Annotated in this window: 16 protein-coding genes and 1 pseudogene; 7 read left to right on the forward strand and 10 right to left on the reverse strand. The window is 54.7% G+C overall.

Annotated elements, in window-relative coordinates; genetic code table 11:
* Window positions 1-610 precede the first annotated feature (610 nt).
* Window positions 611-2131, reverse strand: coding sequence for an acetaldehyde dehydrogenase ExaC (exaC, locus tag EE896_RS11550; RefSeq protein ID WP_003853329.1), 1521 nt, complete (start codon window positions 2129-2131; stop codon window positions 611-613).
* 233 nt (window positions 2132-2364) lie between these two features.
* On the opposite strand from exaC, the gene EE896_RS11555 reads away from it, so the two are divergent.
* Window positions 2365-2928 carry a class I SAM-dependent methyltransferase gene (locus EE896_RS11555; protein ID WP_110411545.1) on the forward strand — a complete coding sequence of 188 codons (564 nt, stop codon included), beginning with the start codon at window positions 2365-2367 and terminating at the stop codon, window positions 2926-2928.
* On the opposite strand, the gene EE896_RS11560 is transcribed toward EE896_RS11555, so the two are convergent.
* A complete protein-coding gene (locus EE896_RS11560; RefSeq protein WP_110411546.1) occupies window positions 2916-3641 on the reverse strand; it encodes a glutamine amidotransferase in 726 nt (241 codons plus the stop codon). The two genes, EE896_RS11555 and EE896_RS11560, sit on opposite strands and share 13 nt — an antisense overlap.
* Window positions 3642-3811: 170 nt before the next feature.
* On the opposite strand from EE896_RS11560, the gene EE896_RS11565 reads away from it, so the two are divergent.
* Together EE896_RS11565 and EE896_RS11570 are read left to right on the forward strand one after the other, a co-directional pair.
* Window positions 3812-4696 carry a DMT family transporter gene (locus tag EE896_RS11565; RefSeq protein WP_003853334.1) on the forward strand — a complete coding sequence of 295 codons (885 nt, stop codon included), beginning with the start codon at window positions 3812-3814 and terminating at the stop codon, window positions 4694-4696.
* Window positions 4697-4742: 46 nt separating this feature from the next.
* Window positions 4743-6122 (forward strand): CoA transferase, encoded by a 1380-nt coding sequence (locus EE896_RS11570; RefSeq protein WP_140916473.1) that lies wholly within the window; start codon window positions 4743-4745, stop codon window positions 6120-6122.
* A gap of 1 nt (window position 6123) precedes the next feature.
* Here the strand turns inward: EE896_RS11570 and EE896_RS11575 are convergent, their stop codons facing one another.
* From EE896_RS11575 to ghrA, 6 genes and pseudogenes are all read right to left on the reverse strand, one after another.
* Window positions 6124-6690 carry a TorD/DmsD family molecular chaperone gene (locus EE896_RS11575; RefSeq protein WP_140916472.1) on the reverse strand — a complete coding sequence of 189 codons (567 nt, stop codon included), beginning with the start codon at window positions 6688-6690 and terminating at the stop codon, window positions 6124-6126.
* Between the two features lie 28 nt (window positions 6691-6718).
* Window positions 6719-6905 (reverse strand): annotated as a pseudogene (locus EE896_RS11580) (phosphatase); the annotation flags it as partial.
* 141 nt (window positions 6906-7046) lie between these two features.
* Window positions 7047-7289, reverse strand: a complete 243-nt coding sequence (locus EE896_RS11585; RefSeq protein ID WP_225613730.1) for a hypothetical protein — start codon at window positions 7287-7289, stop codon at window positions 7047-7049.
* Window positions 7290-7624: 335 nt separating this feature from the next.
* Entirely contained in the window at window positions 7625-8059 is a 435-nt protein-coding gene (locus EE896_RS11595; RefSeq protein WP_140916470.1) for a hypothetical protein, read from the reverse strand.
* Complete coding sequence (locus EE896_RS11600; RefSeq protein WP_136197786.1) at window positions 8037-8774, reverse strand: phosphatase; 738 nt, start codon at window positions 8772-8774, stop codon at window positions 8037-8039. Before EE896_RS11600 ends, EE896_RS11595 begins: the two co-directional genes overlap by 23 nt.
* A gap of 39 nt (window positions 8775-8813) precedes the next feature.
* A complete protein-coding gene (gene ghrA / locus EE896_RS11605; protein ID WP_003851376.1) occupies window positions 8814-9755 on the reverse strand; it encodes a glyoxylate/hydroxypyruvate reductase GhrA in 942 nt (313 codons plus the stop codon).
* A 209-nt stretch (window positions 9756-9964) separates the two neighbouring features.
* On the opposite strand from ghrA, the gene treA reads away from it, so the two are divergent.
* Together treA and EE896_RS11615 are read left to right on the forward strand one after the other, a co-directional pair.
* Window positions 9965-11650 (forward strand): alpha,alpha-trehalase TreA, encoded by a 1686-nt coding sequence (treA, locus tag EE896_RS11610; RefSeq protein ID WP_039661055.1) that lies wholly within the window; start codon window positions 9965-9967, stop codon window positions 11648-11650.
* A 191-nt stretch (window positions 11651-11841) separates the two neighbouring features.
* Window positions 11842-13941 (forward strand): TonB-dependent siderophore receptor, encoded by a 2100-nt coding sequence (locus EE896_RS11615; protein WP_039661054.1) that lies wholly within the window; start codon window positions 11842-11844, stop codon window positions 13939-13941.
* Between the two features lie 67 nt (window positions 13942-14008).
* On the opposite strand, the gene EE896_RS11620 is transcribed toward EE896_RS11615, so the two are convergent.
* Window positions 14009-14257 (reverse strand): GlsB/YeaQ/YmgE family stress response membrane protein, encoded by a 249-nt coding sequence (locus EE896_RS11620; protein ID WP_003851381.1) that lies wholly within the window; start codon window positions 14255-14257, stop codon window positions 14009-14011.
* 209 nt (window positions 14258-14466) lie between these two features.
* Between EE896_RS11620 and EE896_RS11625 the strand changes: the two genes are divergently transcribed.
* Window positions 14467-15201: a flagellar brake protein gene (locus EE896_RS11625; RefSeq protein WP_008925965.1), complete on the forward strand. Its 735-nt coding sequence runs from the start codon at window positions 14467-14469 to the stop codon at window positions 15199-15201.
* Between the two features lie 96 nt (window positions 15202-15297).
* Window positions 15298-16428, forward strand: a complete 1131-nt coding sequence (locus tag EE896_RS11630; protein WP_008925964.1) for a mechanosensitive ion channel family protein — start codon at window positions 15298-15300, stop codon at window positions 16426-16428.
* A gap of 117 nt (window positions 16429-16545) precedes the next feature.
* Here EE896_RS11630 and EE896_RS11635 read toward each other — a convergent pair whose 3' ends face one another.
* Window positions 16546-17964: an L-fucose/L-arabinose isomerase family protein gene (locus tag EE896_RS11635; protein ID WP_140916469.1), complete on the reverse strand. Its 1419-nt coding sequence runs from the start codon at window positions 17962-17964 to the stop codon at window positions 16546-16548.
* Window positions 17965-17970 lie beyond the last annotated feature (6 nt).

Consider the following 17970-nt stretch of genomic DNA (forward strand, 5'->3'; position numbering starts at 1 on the left):
GAGCCAGGTAGTCCCTGCCCGTGGGTCCGAAATTACGATCCATGTGTAAATATAAGCTGCGAGTTTACAGAAGATTGACAAAATTTCAACGGGCCTATTTCATTAGAATTTACTTAAGAAATAATTAACTAAATAAGTTAAGCCAAATATGTCGAGCTTTTAAGCACCCACTTAGGACAAATCTTAACAACATGCAAAAATATAAAGTATTTTTACAAATTAGTGTTTTCACCCCTGAAGCATCATTAAAGTAACTCATGTAAAAAGTGGCGCTGATTGCGGGTGACGGAAGCGTGGTGAGAAAAGGCATCCTTCACTGAAGTGCCGTTAAAGCGGCAGGATTTATCTGTAAAGAGACAATTTATCAATGAGTTAATTGATTGAATGACAGCGTTGCCGTGAGTGAAGAAGGGAAAGGAATTAAGGCAGATAAGCGAAACGCTACACGGCCACACTCTGTGCGCAGCCAGGACTGATTAAGTGTTCTTTACAAAAATCTGACCGCTGATAAGTTTAAGTGTGTCAGCAGGTTACAAAATCGGGACATAAAAAAACCACGCCTCAGCGTGGTTTAACGGTAACAAACGGAAAAATTATTTGGTGAGGTCGATCAGAAGAAGCCCAGCGGCTCGATGCTGTAACTGACCAGCAGGTTTTTGGTCTGCTGATAGTGGTCCAGCATCATTTTGTGCGTCTCGCGACCAATACCCGATTTTTTATACCCACCAAACGCGGCGTGTGCCGGATAGAGATGGTAGCAGTTAGTCCAGACGCGACCGGCTTTAATCGCCCTGCCCACCCGATAAGCACGGTTGATATCTCGCGTCCAGACGCCCGCACCCAGCCCATAAATAGAGTCGTTAGCGATGCTGACCGCTTCCGCCTCATCCTTAAAAGTGGTGATGCCGATCACCGGTCCAAAGATCTCCTCCTGGAAAACCCGCATGCTGTTGTTGCCTTTCAGCAGGGTGGGCTGAATGTAGTAACCGCTGTTAAGTTCATCATCCAGCTTCTCAACACCCCCACCCACCAGCACTTCAGCTCCCTCCTGACGGGCAACCTCAAGGTAAGAGAGAATTTTATCAAACTGCTGCTGTGACGCCTGCGCGCCGACCATGGTCTCGGTGTCCAGCGGATCGCCCCGTTTAATGGTTTTTACCCGCTTCATTACGGCGGCCATAAACGGTTCGTAGATGGACTCCTGCACCAGTGCACGTGACGGACAGGTACAGATTTCGCCCTGATTCAGGAAGCCCAGCACCACGCCTTCAGCGGCTTTCTCAATAAAGCTCTCTTCCGCCTGCATGATGTCTTCAAAGAAGATGTTGGGTGATTTGCCCCCCAGTTCGACCGTTGAGGGAATCAGGCTTTTCGCTGCCAGTTCCAGAATGTGACCCCCGGTCGCGGTAGAGCCGGTAAAGGCCACCTTAGCAATGCCGGAGTGAGAAGCCAGCGCTTCGCCTGCCTCTTTACCAAAGCCGTGCACCACGTTCAGCACGCCTGGCGGCAGCAGGTCTTTAATCAGATCGACAAAAACGGTGATCGACAGCGGCGTCTGTTCTGCCGGTTTGAGTACAACGCAGTTACCTGCGCCCAGCGCCGGCGCCAGTTTCCAGGCCGCCATTAACAACGGGAAGTTCCAGGGGATAATTTGCGCCACCACGCCCAGCGGCTCGTGGAAATGGTAGGCAGCGGTGAACTCATCAATCTCTGCCGCACTGCCTTCCTGCGCCCGCACACAACCGGCAAAGTAGCGGAAGTGATCGACCGCCAGCGGCATATCCGCCGCCAGCGTTTCGCGTACCGGTTTCCCATTGTCCCAGGTTTCATAGACCGCCATGGTCTCCAGATGCTGTTCCAGCCGATCGGCGATCTTCAGTAACAGCAGAGAACGTTGTTGTGGCGATGTCTTTCCCCAGGCGTCAGCCGCCGCAGCCGCAGCGGCGACGGCGTTATCAACATCGGCGGCATCTGAGCGGGGAAATTCACCGGCCGCAGAGCCGTTCACTGGCGAAGTATTGGTGAAGTAGTTGCCGTTCACCGGCGCGACGAATTCACCATTAATGAAGTTGCCATAATTCTTTTGTAATGTGATCAGAGAACCCTGTTCTCCGGGGGCGGCGTAACGCATGGTCATTCTCCTGACAGGTGACTGATGTAACAATGATGAAACTTATTATTAACATGAAGCATCATTGAGAGCCTGTCAGGTCTGTTATCCGGAAACTGTGACCGCCCCGAAGGAATAGGCGTTTCCGCTTCGTCTTTAGATAATTCCGACTTTTACCCAAACGGCTGTTCAAAGAGAAACTTCTGCGGCACAAAGAGGGTCAACCTGAGGACAAATTCATTCTGGAGATGAACATGCTGGCTTCAGCTATTACCCTGATGCGCGCTAAAGCCAATTTCGTGCATCAGTTTATCCGCAACCCACGCAAGATGGGCAGCATTACGCCCTCATCTGAGGCGTTGTGCCGCGCCATGATCGCATCAGTCGAATGGCCTGAAACATTACGTGTTGCCGAACTCGGCGCGGGTGATGGGGTGCTGACGCGCTGGATACTGGAGCAGATGTCACCTGATGCCACGCTGGATGCTTTTGAGATCAGTAACACGCTGGCAGACAAACTTGTTGCGATGGATGATCCACGCATGACAGTACGGACCTGTTCTGCGGAGTACCTGAGCGGGGAATATGACGTGATTTTCTCTGGCCTGCCGCTGCTGTCACTTCCGCCTGAGCTGCGTGAAGCCATTCTGCGCGCGGTTTATAACGCCCTCGGCCCCAAGGGCGTGTTTGTACAGTTCCAGTACACCTCGCTGACCCAGCCTGACTTGTCGCGCTACTTCACCTGGGAGCGCCAGCGGGTGCTGAAAAACGTGCCACCCGCCTGGGTCTATCGCTGTACGCGTCACTACGCGCCCTGAGCACGCCCCATTGCCGGGCGCGTCTGTTGCCAGAACGTCACCAGCAACTCGCGCGCCCAGTCTTTCCCTTCAATCTCGTTTGCCCCATCCTCTGCGCAGCCCTGCGGCGTACAGACGTTCATGATGTGCCGTGAAAATTCGGGATGAAACTGCACTGAGAGCGCCTGCGGTGTATAGCGCACAATCTGGCAGCCATCGCGTGCAGACGCGGCCAGCACCTGCGCCTGAGGCGGCGCGCTGATAACCGACTGACGATGCGATAGCCAGACGCTGAAATCCTGTGGCAGGTTTTGCAGCAGCGGATCGCGCTGCGCCTGAGCTGAGCAGCGAATCGGTAACAGACCACGCTCCCATCCATTGGGGTTATCTGCCACTTCGCCGCCCAGCGCATAGGCCATCAGCTGATGACCATAGCAGACGCCCAGCAGCGGCAGATCATGATCAATCGCTGCCCGAATCCATGCGGCACTGCGTTCGCTCCACTCAGCGTGATCGGTGACCATCGCCCAGGAACCGCTGAGGATCGCCCCGGATATCTGATCGAAATCGGGTAATGCCTCGCCCAGATGGGGCCGGACAATCAGGTACGCATCAGGTTGCAAATCCAGCGCATCAATAAACCAGCGTGGCTGTTCACCAATCTCTGAGACGACGTTTGCGGGTGGGACTTCAAGCTGAATTAACGCAAGGGGTAACGCGGACACAGGTGTCATACCGAATCGGTTCCTTAAGAAGTCGTTTCAAATCAGTCTGCCAGCATCGCACGCAAAAGTCTCAGCGGCTGCGCGGCAATTGCAGAAAATTTGTTGCTGCGATTGGCTGGAATGCCGCAGTTCGTGCCATCATTAGCGGGCTAAGCAAAAATCATCAAAAGGATATTATCGTGGCTGTGCGGCATTTTTTTCTGATTCTGATGGTGGTTTCAATCTGGGCCTTCAACAACGTTGCCGTGAAATGGGGCCTGCTGGAGCTGCCGCCTCTGTTTCTGACGTTTATGAGATTTGTGGTCGTGGCCATCGTGCTGGTGCCGTTTTGTCGGATTAACCGTCAGCAGTTGCCCTGGCTGTTGCTGCTGGCGTTTACGTTCGGCTTTATGCACTTCTCGCTGCTGTTTGTGGGCCTGCGCTACACCGATGCCGGCACCGGTGCGATTGTGGTGCAGTTAGGTACGCCCATTGCGATGCTGCTGGCAATGGTGGTGTTGAAAGAGAAGCTGAAGCTGGTGCAGTTGATGGGCATTATGATCTCGCTGAGCGGCGTGGTCGTGCTCTCCGGCAGCCCGACGATTCCGTCCTGGTGGGTGCTTTGTCTGCTGCTGTGCAGCGCCACCGGCTGGGCCGTCAGTAATCTGATTGTGAAGAAGTCACCGCCGATAAAGCCCTTAACCATGACCGGATGGATTGCGTTTCTGGCGATTCCAATCACAGGCGCGTCCAGCTTTGTGATGGAGTCGAACCAGCTCTATGCCCTGCAGCATGCAGGCTGGCACGGCTGGTTCGCGATTCTCTACAGCGCCATCGCCTCATCGATTGTGGCGTATACGCTGTGGTATATGCTGCTAAAGAAATATAACGTCAATCTGATCATGCCCTACTCGCTGCTGACGCCGGTTTTATCCGTGCTGATGGGGATTGTGGTACTCGGTGACAGCCTGAACAGCTTTAAGATTATCGGTGCTTCACTGGTGATCCTCGGCACGGCCATCGCGGTGATTAACCTGCGTAACCTGCGGATGCATGCCCGCTTCCCGCGCCTGCGGCGGCGTTAATCCGGCGTGCTATGCTTGAGAAATGACCTTTCTCAGGGAGCACAACATGGACTTAAAGCTTGCCGCTTCTTTGTGGCAGCAGATGCAGCAGGGATTGCGGGGCGACGCCGACGCCTTGCCTCTTCCCGCTTTCGTTGATCGCGCCACCTTCTCTTCTGCTTTTGCCGTCAGTGAACTGGCGGCCACCAGCATTGGTCTGGCAACTCAGGCCACCGCCGCGCTCATCGCCGCCTCCCGCCCTGACTATTGCTCTCCGCCCGTCGCCGTTAATGTGCGCCTGGCATCGCGCTGGTTTCAGCAGAGTTTTTATCCGCTGAACCGTGCTGCACCCGCGATGTGGGATGCGTTTGCCGGTGACTATCGCAGCCGCGATGGCTGGATCCGCCTGCATACCAATGCCGCACATCACCGGCTGGCGATGGAGCAGGTGCTGGGCGCGCACGCCGATCGCGCGGCGCTGGCGATGCAGGTCCAGCAGTGGCAGGCCAGCGAACTGGAGCAGGCGATTATTGATGCCGGTGGCTGTGCCGCAGAGATGCGAAGCGCCGCTGCCTGGCAGCAGCACCCGCAGGGTCAGGCAGTGCAGCGCGAGCCGCTGTTTAGCTGGCAGACCACCCAGCCGGCTCCTCTGCCCGACTGGCCGATGGCCGAGGCACGTCCGTTAATGGGTATAAAAGTTCTGGATCTGACGCGGATTATTGCCGGGCCGGTCGCTACCCGATTTCTTGCCAGCCTGGGGGCCAGCGTGCTGCGCATCGATCCGCCGGGCTGGCAGGAGCCGACACTGGATGAGGAGCTGAGCTGTGGCAAGCGCCGTGCGGTGCTCAACCTGACTCAGACTGCCGATCGCGAGCAGTTTATCCGCCTGCTGCGCGAGGCAGACGTGCTGGTGCATGGCTATCGGGCGGATGCGCTTGAACGGCTTGGGTTTGACGCAGAGACCCTTCAGGCGCTCTCACCTGGCCTTGTCCTTGCCGGGCTTAATGCGTGGGGCTGGCAGGGACCGTGGCGCAACCGCCGGGGGTTTGACAGTCTGGTGCAGATGGGATGTGGCATTGCTGAACGGGGTATGCAGTGGCAGCAGAGCGACAAACCGGTTCCGCTGCCAGTTCAGGCACTGGATCATGCCACTGGCTATCTGCTGGCGGCGGCGGTGCTGGAGGGATTGAGGCGACGCGTTACAGATGGTCACGGCAGCCAGGTTCGGCTGTCACTGGCGCGCACCGCATGGCTATTGCAGCAGCACCCACTCGGGCAGTGCGCAGGCGCTGGCATTGAGCCACAGGTTAAAGATAACCTGCCCTGTTACGAATTAACGCCGTGGGGATTGGGGGTAAGGCTGCGGGCAGCAGCCTGGCTCCCCGGCACCCCGCAGATGTTCGCGACATCTGGCTCCGCGCCGGGTACGCACCCGGCGACCTGGTGAATCAGGCGTCGGGCGTTTCTTCGCTGCTATCCAGCAATTCGTTGTACATCGCCTGAATCGCTTCGCGGCTCAGCATCGCGAGGGTGCGGTAGAACGCAGTGGTCGCGTGCGCTTCCACTTTACCCAGGAACGTACCGCACCACGGCAGCAGATACTCTTCAAACAGCGCCAGTTGCGCTGCGCTCTCATCTTCCGCGGACTGATCTTCCAGCCATGACGCGGCCAGCAGCAGTACACCAAAATGGTCAGCAGGCGCATCGCTCAGCGGCATTCCGCGTGAGGTCAGAAATGCACGCACGTCCGCTTCAGCTTTGCCTTCGGGCCACTGTGACGCGTAAGGCGGGACATTACATTCGCTGCCAACGAACAGCGTATTGTAATCAGCAGCCAGCGCCTGCGGATCGCTGTTCTGTTGCAGACGCGTCAGCAGCTCATCCTGCTCCAGCGGCCACTGCGACTGCAGTTTGCCTTCACGCAGCAGTGTGAACAGCGGCACCAGCAGCGGGTCCTGCGGCTGACGATTAAACAGTGAGCCAATCACACGGCACAGAATGGAAAACTCATTCATGAGTCAGATTTCCTTGAGGCAAAATAAATTAAAAGTCAGCCAGTTCAGCAATAGATTTGCCGCTACGCATTTCCAGAAAGTCGAGCAGGCGACGCGGCGTGACATTTAACACCCGATCCTCAGGAAAATCCACCTCGCGGGCAATGCGCAGGTGCTTGTAGAGAGGACCGAGCCCTGGAAACAGTAGGGAAACCAGAGCCAAATGCCAGCCGTCCATCGACTTCAATGGTCTTAACAACGTCGCTGGTCTATTGTTTCAGAAACCCAATCTTAAACTCAACAATCTCAGCCAGGCAAAAAGTCAAAATGTCTAAAATATCTTAAAAAACGGCCAGTTCAGCAGAGAAAATTTCTTACTAATAAAAACGAAAATATTTTACGCTAATATAGATGATTAAGACAAACCACAGTAAAGCGAACAGCAAACCATAGTCAGGAAAAACGTTTATAAATAAAATAGCGCCAACCACACCCACAACTGGTGGTATCAGCCCAAAGAAAGATTGACTCACCCAGGCGTAAAACCAGCGAATAATTTTTTTCATTTTATCAAAATATCTTCCATTAAATTTTAAAACCTGATCTTCATGAACAGGCATACCCCTCAATTTCAATAATGATATTGCTGCATAAATTCAGAAACTTCATCATGTTCAGCGTATCGATTACATGTTCCTGCCGCGTTGGTAAAGCACATAGTCTCAATCTTTGCTGTCCGTAATATAAAAGAGTCGATGAGAGAATTTACTGTAACTTTCATACCTTATGCTCACCTCTGACTTTACCCAGAAAGTAAGCGGCCCCATATCCCAGTAATACAGCCCCGAAGAAACAGCATAGTTTCAACGCCAGGCTATCGAACACAAAGAGTGAAGCGAGAGCAACGAAGCTCATCACGACTGTAATCGTCCCTTCAATTACATGTGCCGAAAGTTTACCCAGCCTTTTTACAAATTTCATTACTGATCCTTTGAAAGGTCTGAGGGTGGCTACTGATATAATCCAGATCCTGATCGCCTCCTATCTTTCCGGCTCCATAGGCCAATTGATTGCGAACAGCCTCCTTACCTTGAGCATCAAGTTTCCAGTAAAACTCGGTAATTACGGTAGTGACTAATCTGCGTAATGGTTCTGCATTGCTGATTAATGATTTGACCACCTGATAAAACCATTCGTTTTCACGTTCGTTTCGCAACTTAAGGTCATCCCCGACTGTACCATTAGCTATATATGTACCTTTTACAGTCGGTTCAACTCGGGAACTCAACCGCAAATAAGATATTTCAGACCCACAGCTTACACCTGGTGCAGAAAGTCTGGCGGCATGTAGTCCCCGAAGTAATAAATTAAAAGTCAGCCAGTTCAGCAATAGATTTGCCGCTACGCATTTCCAGAAAGTCGAGCAGGCGACGCGGCGTGACATTTAACACCCGATCCTCGGGAAAATCCACCTCGCGGGCAATTCGCAGGCAGTGTTCAAAATTTCCGAGCGTAAACGCCGTGTGGGAATCGGAGCCAAATGCCAGCCGTCCTCCGGCATCACGCACGGCGGCGGCGATAGCCCGGCAGTTCGGTTCACTGCCTGGACGCGAGTGCGTAAAGGAGGAGTTATTCAGCTCCAGCGCCACGTCATAGTGCGCTGCGGCCTCGGCGATCGCCGGAATATCGACCGGGAATTTCGGGTTGCCCGGATGGCTGATGATATGAACCAGCCCACCTGCCATGGCGGCGATCATCGCGTCAGTGTGATGTTTTCTGTCGCGCGGCGCATAAACTGGCTCGTGAAAACCGGCGACGATCAAATCCAGCGCATCGAGCATCGGGCCGGAACAGTCGATCTCGCCCTGCTGGTTTTTAATATTGGCTTCGATGCCGCGCAGAATCCCTACGCCGTCAATGACACGCGGCCAGACGCGCATATTAATAAAGTGCCAGTAGTGCGGCGCGTCGGCCATGTCAGGGCCGTGATCGGTGATGGCAAACAGTTTCAGGCCGGTTTGCTTCGCCTGAGTCACGTAGTCATGCAGCGTGCTGTAAGCATGCGTGCTGGCGATGGTGTGCATATGCAGATCTACCGGATACATCCTCTTCTCCTGCTGAATGCCCCTGACGGGGCCGTTTCATTAATAGCCGCGCTGACGATCCACCCTGCCCTGCGGCGGCTCGCCTGCCTGATCCTGATTGATGGCACGGGCGATGTAGTCGATAGCTTCGTCGATTAAGGTTACCGCCGCATTATGGGGTGTGATCGTGACACGCGGATGGGACCATAGCGGATGTGCTTCGGGCAGCGGTTCCACCTGAAAGACATCCAGTGCTGCCGCTTTCAGCTGACCGCTGTTGAGCGCAGCCAGCAGATCCTCTTCCACCACCTGCGCGCCGCGTGCGATGTTAAGGAAGAACGCGCCGTGCGGCAGCTGCTGTAAAAAGTGCTGATCGATGAGATTGATTGTCTCGTGTGTGCTCGGCAGCAGGTTGATGATCACCCGCGTCTCCTGCAGAAACGCAGGCAACGCATCGCGTCCGGCAAAGCTGGTTACGCCATCAATTTTTTTCGGTGAGCGGCTCCAGACACGCAGCGGAAATCCCCAGGGTTTCAGGCTCTCCGCCACGCTTTGTCCCAGTACGCCGGCGCCCAGGATGCCGATGGTAAACGCTTCACGCGTGTAAGCGGGCAGCGGCTGCCAGCACTGTTGCTGCTGCTGAAGACGGTAGTCGTCAAAACGACGGAACCAGCTCAGCACGCTATGCACCGCGTACTCCTGCATCTGACGCGCCATCCCGGTATCTTCCAGCCGGTACAGCGGCACGCTGTCGGGCAGCATCTCAGGATGCTGCTGCAGCTGCTTAAGAATTTCGTCAACACCTGCGCCCAGTGCAAAAACGCCGCGCAGTGTGGCGCGTCCCTGCAGCATCTCTGCGGGCGGGGAGCGGACCAGCGCATAATCAGCCGGACCGTTGTCGCCTGGCTGCCAGGCGCGAACCCGCGCCTGAGGCAGGCGTTGTTGTAAACCGTTAATCCAGGCCGCTGCAGACTGCGACGGGTGATACCAGATGATCTCCATCCTGCTCTCCTTTTTTCTTTCAGCGTCGGGGAAAAGTGGGGTGAGAGCAAGAAAAAACCGGCGTGAAAAAGCGGTTTTTTCCATAAAAATAATTCCCGTGGCTTCACATTTCCGGCTCGCGTCAGGGTTAAATAGACAGATAAGGTCTAAAGTTGGTCCTGTGGTCAATGCGTTACGCGCGGCCGCATTTCGGACAAGGAGAAAAACCGATGACAAAAATTGAGGTAAACGCCAACCCACGGCGTCAGCGTTATGCGCCCTTTCTGCTCACGTTGCTGCTGAGCGTTCCCGCTTTCACCACCCATGCCGACGATAACAGCCGCATGCTGAACAATCAGCCGCAGCCGCCGGACGTTCGTTTAGGGCCGCTGTTTAACGCCGTGCAACAGGCGAAGTTCTATCCCGATCAAAAGACCTTTGCTGATGCCGTACCGAAATTCGATCCCGCCTCGATTCTTGCCGACTGGCAGATGCAGAAGAAACAGCGCAATTTCGACCTGAAACGTTTTGTGGATACCAACTTTACGTTGCCCGCTGCGGGCGACAAATATGTCCCGCCCGCGGGACAAAACCTGCGTGAGCACATTGATGGCCTGTGGCCAGTACTGACCCGCACCACCAGCAGCGTGGGTCAGTACGACTCGCTGCTGCCATTGCCAAAACCCTACGTGGTGCCTGGCGGGCGTTTCCGCGAAGTTTATTACTGGGACAGCTACTTCACCATGCTGGGGCTGGCCGAGAGCGGACACTGGGATAAAGTCCAGGATATGACGGATAACTTCGCCTCGCTGCTTGACCGCTATGGCCACATTCCCAACGGCAACCGCAGCTACTACCTTAGCCGTTCACAGCCACCGTTCTTCAGCATGATGGTCGAGTTGCTGGCCACGCATGATGACGGCAAAGCCTATACCCGCTACCTGCCGCAATTGCAGAAAGAGTATGACTACTGGATGGCCGACAGCGATAAAGTCGCGGCCGGTGCCGCCAGCAAGCGGGTGATTAAACTGGCGGATGGTACGTTGCTCAATCGCTACTGGGATGCGCGCGACGTGCCACGTACTGAATCCTGGATGGATGATATTGCCACCGCGCAGAAAGCGCCGCAGCGCAATAAAGCCGAGCTCTACCGCGAGCTGCGTTCCGGTGCCGCGTCGGGCTGGGATTTCAGTTCCCGCTGGTTCACCGATGCGCATAATCTGTCGACAATCCGCACCACACAGCTGGCGCCCGTTGACCTTAACAGCCTGATGTTCCACCTGGAGCAGACGCTGTCAAAAGGCTACCAGATGAATAAGCAGAGCGATCTGGCAAAGCAGTTTGCCGATCGCGCAGAGAAGCGTCAGGCAGCAATCAACCGCTATCTGTGGGACAGCAAACAGAACTGGTACGCCGACTATGACTGGCAGAAAAAACAGGTCCATCCGCAGTTAACGGCTGCTGCCCTGTTCCCGCTCTATCTTCAGGTAGCCAGTGACAGGCAGGCTGAAAGCACCGCCAGCGCGGTAGAAAAACAGCTGCTGAAGCCTGGTGGTCTGGTAACTACCACCGTAAACAACGGTCAGCAGTGGGACGCACCGAATGGCTGGGCCCCGCTGCAGTGGGTTGCCGTGGAAGGTCTTGAGCACTATAACCAGCCGAAACTCGCAAAAGAGGTCGGCTTACGCTTCCTGCAAAACGTCCAGAACACCTATGACCGTGAGCATAAACTGGTAGAAAAATATGTCGTTGACGGCAAAAATCTTGGCGGCGGCGGTGGCGGTGAATATCCGCTGCAGGACGGCTTCGGCTGGACAAACGGCGTCACGCTGAAACTGCTCGATAAGTATTGCCCGAAAGATAAAACCTGTAACAGCGCCCACGATATTCCTCAGGCGTCTGCCTCACAAAACTAAGTCACTCTGGATACCTCTGGCCCCGCCGGAGGTATCCGCACTCCCTTTCAGCGAATTTTACTTGACCTTCTTTCATCTACAGGCAAAATTGCAGCAAATTTACAAAAGGTAATAGTTCTCATTATGATAATGAGATTGCCTATCAATAATTTTATTCACCCGCCTGACCCTTTGCCAAGAAAGGAATTTTGATGAAACTGTCATTGTCGCTGAAAGGTTATGTTCACCTCTGCACCCTGGCGCTGACTGCGCCTGCTCTGAGTTTTGCTGCTGATATGGTTGTGACTGCCCAACCGCTGGAGGATTCGACCACGCCCACCCAGGGCTATCTGGCGACCACCAGCCAGGGCGCAACCAAGAGCGATCGTCCATTGATCACCACGCCGCAATCAATATCCGTAGTCACCCGTCAGCAGATGCAGGATCAGGGCGCACTGACCCTGAATCAGGCGCTGGGTTACAGCTCAGGCGTCTTTACTAACTTCGGCGGGGCCGCTACCCGTTACGACACCATTGCCCTGCGCGGCTTCCACGGTGGCGATGTCGATAACACCTTCCTCGACGGGATGCGGCTGATGAGTGACGGCGGCAGTTTCAACATATTGCAGGTGGATAATGCTTTCCTGGAACGCATCGATGTGATCAAAGGCCCCTCTTCCGCGCTCTATGGCCAGACAGTGCCGGGCGGACTGGTGAACATGGTGACTAAACGTCCTCAGTTCGCGGAGGAGGGTCACATTCAAGTGCAGGCGGGCAGCAACGCGACCACCGGCACGATGTTTGACTACACCAATGCCATTAATGACCAGTGGGCGTTTCGCCTGACCGGCGTAACCCGCAACAGCGATACCCAGTACGATCATACCCGTGAAGAGAAATATGCGCTGATGCCGCAGCTGATGTGGCAACCTGATGAAGATACCCATCTGATTCTGAAAGCCTACCTGCAAAAAGATCCGTCAGGCGGTTATCACGGTTCCGTGCCGGGTGACGGCAGCCTTACCGAACACAACGGCTATAAGTTGAGCAACGGCTTCTATGAGGGCAACAGCGATCTTGATCAGTTCAAACGCCACGAGCAGATCTACAGCTTCGATTTCGCCCATCGCTTTAACGACGTCTGGTCGTTCTCATCAACCGGCAGTTACAGCCACTCGAATGTCGATCTCGATCAGGTTTATCAGATTGGCTGGGATGAAAATAATCCCGATCTGCTGAATCGCTACTACTCTGGCGAGCGCTCGTCACTCTCCGCCTGGTCCACGGATAACCGCTTACAGGCGGAGTTCAACACCGGCGAACTGGAGCACCGCGTCACGCTGGGTGCCGAATATCATCGTTACAAAAATGAGATCAGTGAGGCTGGCGGTCCGGCTAACCAGCTGAATGCCGTGACCGGCGATCAGGTGGGCGATATGCCTGAGCAGACCTGGGCAGATAGCACCCGCCGTTACTACCAGACCGGCCTCTATCTGCAGGATGAGATGAAGCTGGATCGCTGGCATCTCGATCTCTCCGGCCGTTACGATCGCATCGTCGCACAAAACAGCGGCAGCGATCGTCGTCAGGATGATCACATTAGCGGACGCGCGGCGCTGCTCTATGCTTTCGACAACGGCATTTCGCCTTATGTCAGCTGGAGCCAGGCGATTACCCCGACTGCGCTTACCGATCCCAACAATAACCTGCTGAAGCCGACCACCTCAGAGCAGTATGAAGCCGGGGTGAAATATCAGCCGGTGGGCACCCGCGATCTTTACAGCATGGCGGTTTATGACCTGACGCAGAAGGATGTGGCAAACCGTAATGTTAAAGACGGCACCTTTACGCCATCGGGCAAAGTCCATTCACAGGGTATTGAGCTGGAAGCACGTAATCAGTTAACCCCGCGTCTGAGCACCGTGGCGAGCTATACGCTGAACCATCTGCGCTTCAAAGATTCGGTGGATGGCAACAGCGGCCATACGCCGTATGTCACCCCTAACAGCATGGCTGCACTCTGGGGTCACTATCAGTTTGATTACGGTCTGAGTGCGGGCGCGGGCGTGCGTTACATCGGCAAACAGTGGGCGGACAATGAAAATACCACGCGCGTGCCGTCGGTGACGCTGTTTGATGCATCAGTGCGGGCCGATCTGGGTGTCTGGAACAGCAGCCTGAAAGGCGCATGGGTTCAGGTCAATGCCAATAACCTGACCGACCGCACCTATGTAGCGGGCTGTTACGGCACAGGCTATTGCTACTGGGGCGCGGAGCGCAGCGTGATGGCGACTGTCGGTTACGACTTCTGATAGCAGAGTAAAAGATAAAAAAAGGGGACGAATCGCTTCGTCCCCTTTTCTGTTAAAACTGTTACGGTTAACTGCGTACTTTGCGGTACACGAACAGCACCACGATGGCACCGATCACTGCGACCACAAAACTGCCGAAGTTAAACCCATCGACGCGGCCGAAGCCAAACAGCGTACTGATCCAGCCACCCACTACTGCACCGATAATACCCAGTACAACAGTCAGAATGAAACCGCCACCGTCTTTACCCGGCATAATCCACTTCGCCAGAATACCCGCGATCAAGCCAAAGACGATCCAGGAAATAATACCCATCTGTTGCTCCTTCCTTTTTATGATTAAATCGTGAACGCCTGATTTATCAAGCGGTTTACCGCGATAAGTATAGCCAGCATTTCGAAAATTGCTCGTCCGCTCACAGTTATTATTGATGACGAGCAAATTAAAGCTTTTTCCAGCCGCGCCGATAACCGTGACGAGGCAAAAAAAGAGTGTAAATACAGTAACCCCTTGTGGAGCAGGACGTGAAAGAAGCCGACCAGGAACAATATTTAAAACGTGGCACGCTGGCGGTTCTGGGCGTTATGAAAGATTTGCTGCGATTGCAGACGCCCTTACTGGTGCGCTTCCCGCGCGGGCAGTTTATCAGCCGGATGCTGACTGCCGATAAAGATCGCGTGGTGTTTGACCTCGGCAGTAATAACCTGGATAACGAGTACGCACTAACCAGCGATGATCTCAGTATCACCGCTGAAACCTTTGGTGCAAAAGTGGAGTTCAGCCTCACCTCACTGGAAAAAATTGAGTTTGAAGGCTTACCCGCTTTCAGCTCACCGCTGCCGGACCTGCTGTGGCAGATTCAGCGACGGGAATTTTTTCGGGTCTGCGCACCGATGGAGCCGCAGTTCTGGTGCCACACCCTGTGGCCGGATGGCAGTAAAACGCGTCTGCGATTACAGGATCTCTCTCTGGGCGGTATCGGTGTGCTGGTGGATGAACCGCTGCCGGAAGGCTTGCAGAATGGCGACAGCTTCAATCAGTTCCGGGTTGAGCTGGGCGAATATGGCATTTTTGAAGTGCCGGTGAAGCTGTTGAGTATTGGCGAACGCTGTGTCGTGAACCGCAAAAATGAAACCCTGATTACACCCCGCCTGAGCTTTCGTTTTGCCACGCTGAATCCGGCACAGGAGCGACAGCTTCAGCAGATTATCTTTGCCCTTGAGCGCCTGGCGCGCGATAAATCGACCCGATTCCAGTAACTGCTTTATGGATGCGCCACGCAGGTGGGCCGCATCCAGGCTATGCTTCCTGCTTGTTTTCTTTTAAACCGGAACCCAGCAAGGAGACCCTCCCCAATGGAAAACTGGCTCTCTTCACGTCGTTTTCACGCCCTCTTTTTTAATCAGGAACTCTGGCTCAACAGCGCTATCGTTATCGTCTCTACCCTGGTGATTTACTGGGTATTACGTACCCTGATTCGCTTTATCTCCAACCGGATTGCCCTCTATAGCGAACATCGTCACGTCCGCGCCACTGCGATTCTGGTGGAGATATTGCGCAGCACCAGCCAGACACTGCTGCTGATCTTTTCGCTGCTGATTGCCCTGAAGTTTGTCGACCTGCCTGCTTCATGGAGCGTGACCATTGCGCACGGCTGGTTCCTGGCGCTGATTGTGCAGCTCGCGCTATGGATAGACTGCGGCATCCGGCTGTGGCTGAAAAGCCTGCTGCGCGATCCGATTCATGTGCGTAATCCGGTGACGACGGTGATCCTGGGCATTCTGCTGCGGGTGGTGGTCTGGATCATGATGTTCCTTGCCATTCTGTCGAACATCGGCATCAACATTACAGCACTGGTTGCCAGCCTTGGCGTTGGCGGTATCGCGATTGCGCTGGCAATTCAGACCGTGCTGAGTGATGTGTTTGCGTCGCTGGCGATAGGCTTTGACAAGCCGTTTGAGCACGGCGACTTTATTGTGTTTGGTGATATTGCGGGCACTATTGAACATATTGGCCTGAAAACCACGCGTCTGCGCAGCCTGAGCGGTGAGCAGATTGTTTGCTCAAACACTATTCTGTTGCAGCAGACCATCCATAACTACAAACGCATGCAGCAGCGCCGCATCGTCTTTAAGTTTGGTATCAGCTATGCCACGCCCTCTGATCAGGTTCGGGCGATCAGCCCGCTGGTTAAAGAGATCATCCAGGACATTGAGACGACCCGTTTTGACCGCGCCCACTTCCTGGCCTTTGAAGACTCAAAGCTGACCTTTGAAGTGGTCTATTTTGTGCTGGATGCGGATTACAACAAATACATGGATATTCAGCAGGAAATTAACCTGCAGCTGATGGCGGCTCTTGAAGCGCGTAACATCCGCTTCGCCTTCCCGATTCGTCAGGTGGAGTTCAGCGGCGGCAATCTGCCTCCGGTGGATCTGGTTGCGGTGGAAAATGAAGATGGCGAGGTGCGCAGGATGGCGCGCTAAACCCAGGCCCGCCCTCCTGTATTGGGATGGCGGGCAGGGATACCGGTGCGGCCAGAACCGTAAGCGCATCGGCTGTCCCACCTTCCCCTATGGCGTTCTGCAATTCAGTCTCACCGTTTACTCATGCCGGTAACAACTTACACCGAGATACTCACTAAACGCTTCCTGCAGCACATCTGCCGTCGCTGAGTGATTCATCGCCACGTGATGCTCAAAGCCATTACGGCAGATCCACGCCAGCAATGTTTCCAGCTGCGGCACCTGAATCACCGCACGACAGCCCACCGTGTCCAGCGGATCGGTGACCGACATTCCCTCACCGACATAGGCTTTGATTTCGCCGCTAAAATCGTCGGTTGAAAGACGGAAGTAGGTCAGATCACCCTGCTTCATCCGGCCATGCACTGCACCGCAGGTGTTCTCTTTGCCCACCGTGGTGCCGATGATATCGGCCGTGCCCATCGTCGGTGACTCCAGGCTGGCACTGGCGAAGTTACCACAGTGAAACAGCACGCATTTGTCCCGTTCATCGCCAAAGTTGTTGTTCCAGTCCGCCAGTGAGGCAGGACTCAGCGAACAGCTGGCGAGCGCGTACATCGACAGCGCGCCCATCACATCCACTTCGCAGGCGCTGGGCATCAGCTGGCCCGACATCACGCTCATGATTGAGCAGACGTTAATCCCCAGATTCTCCTGCAGTGAGGTCCAGCACTGAATAGCGGTGGTATCAATATCGTTGTCACTGATCCATTCGCTGATCACCACAAACAGTTTGGCCATGGTCACCAGTTTGTCACCCGGAATGCCGCGCGCATCAGCGTTAGCCTCCAGGATTTCACGCTTCTCTGCTACGCGGATATCATCATCGCGCAGCCGGTTGGTACGCGTAAAAATCTCCGATAAATCCAGGGTTTCCACCGCGATGCCCATCTTCTCCAGCAGCTTTTCGCTATAACGCACGGTGTTAAATCCGGCGGGCCGCGCACCAATCGCCCCGACGCGCACCCGACGCATGGCATTCACGACACGACAGAGCTGGCTAAACCGCTGCAGATCCTGCCTGAAGACCTCACCGCTCAGGGCGCAGACGTGCTGGCGGGTCAGGGTAAACGGAATACCATATTGCCGCAGGTTATTGCAGAGCGAAATTTTGCCGCAGAAGCTGTCGCGACGGGTCGCCAGCCCCATTTTATCGAGATTATCCTCTTCCGCCTGCACCAGCACTGGCACATTCAGGCCAGCCAGACGCAGCGCTTCTGCAATCGCTTTTTCATCACCAAAGTTAGGCAGCAGCACCACAATGCCGTGAATTTTTTCGCGGTGCTCGCGAAACAGTGCAGCGCAGATTTTTGCCTCCTGCCGCGTCTCTACGCCGCCCAGGTTGGTCTGGGTTTCATCCAGCATGACCGTATTGATTTTCATTTTTTCAAACAGCGCGACCGCCTGCTGGCGCGCCTCGCCCACCAGATAGCTGGGAAAAAAACCCCGGTTGCCAATAATGACACCGAAGGTTAACTGCTGAGGAAGTGTTGACATGGCTCT

The sequence above is a fragment of the Pantoea eucalypti genome, from assembly GCF_009646115.1.
GTDB classification, from domain to species: Bacteria; Pseudomonadota; Gammaproteobacteria; order Enterobacterales; family Enterobacteriaceae; genus Pantoea; species Pantoea eucalypti.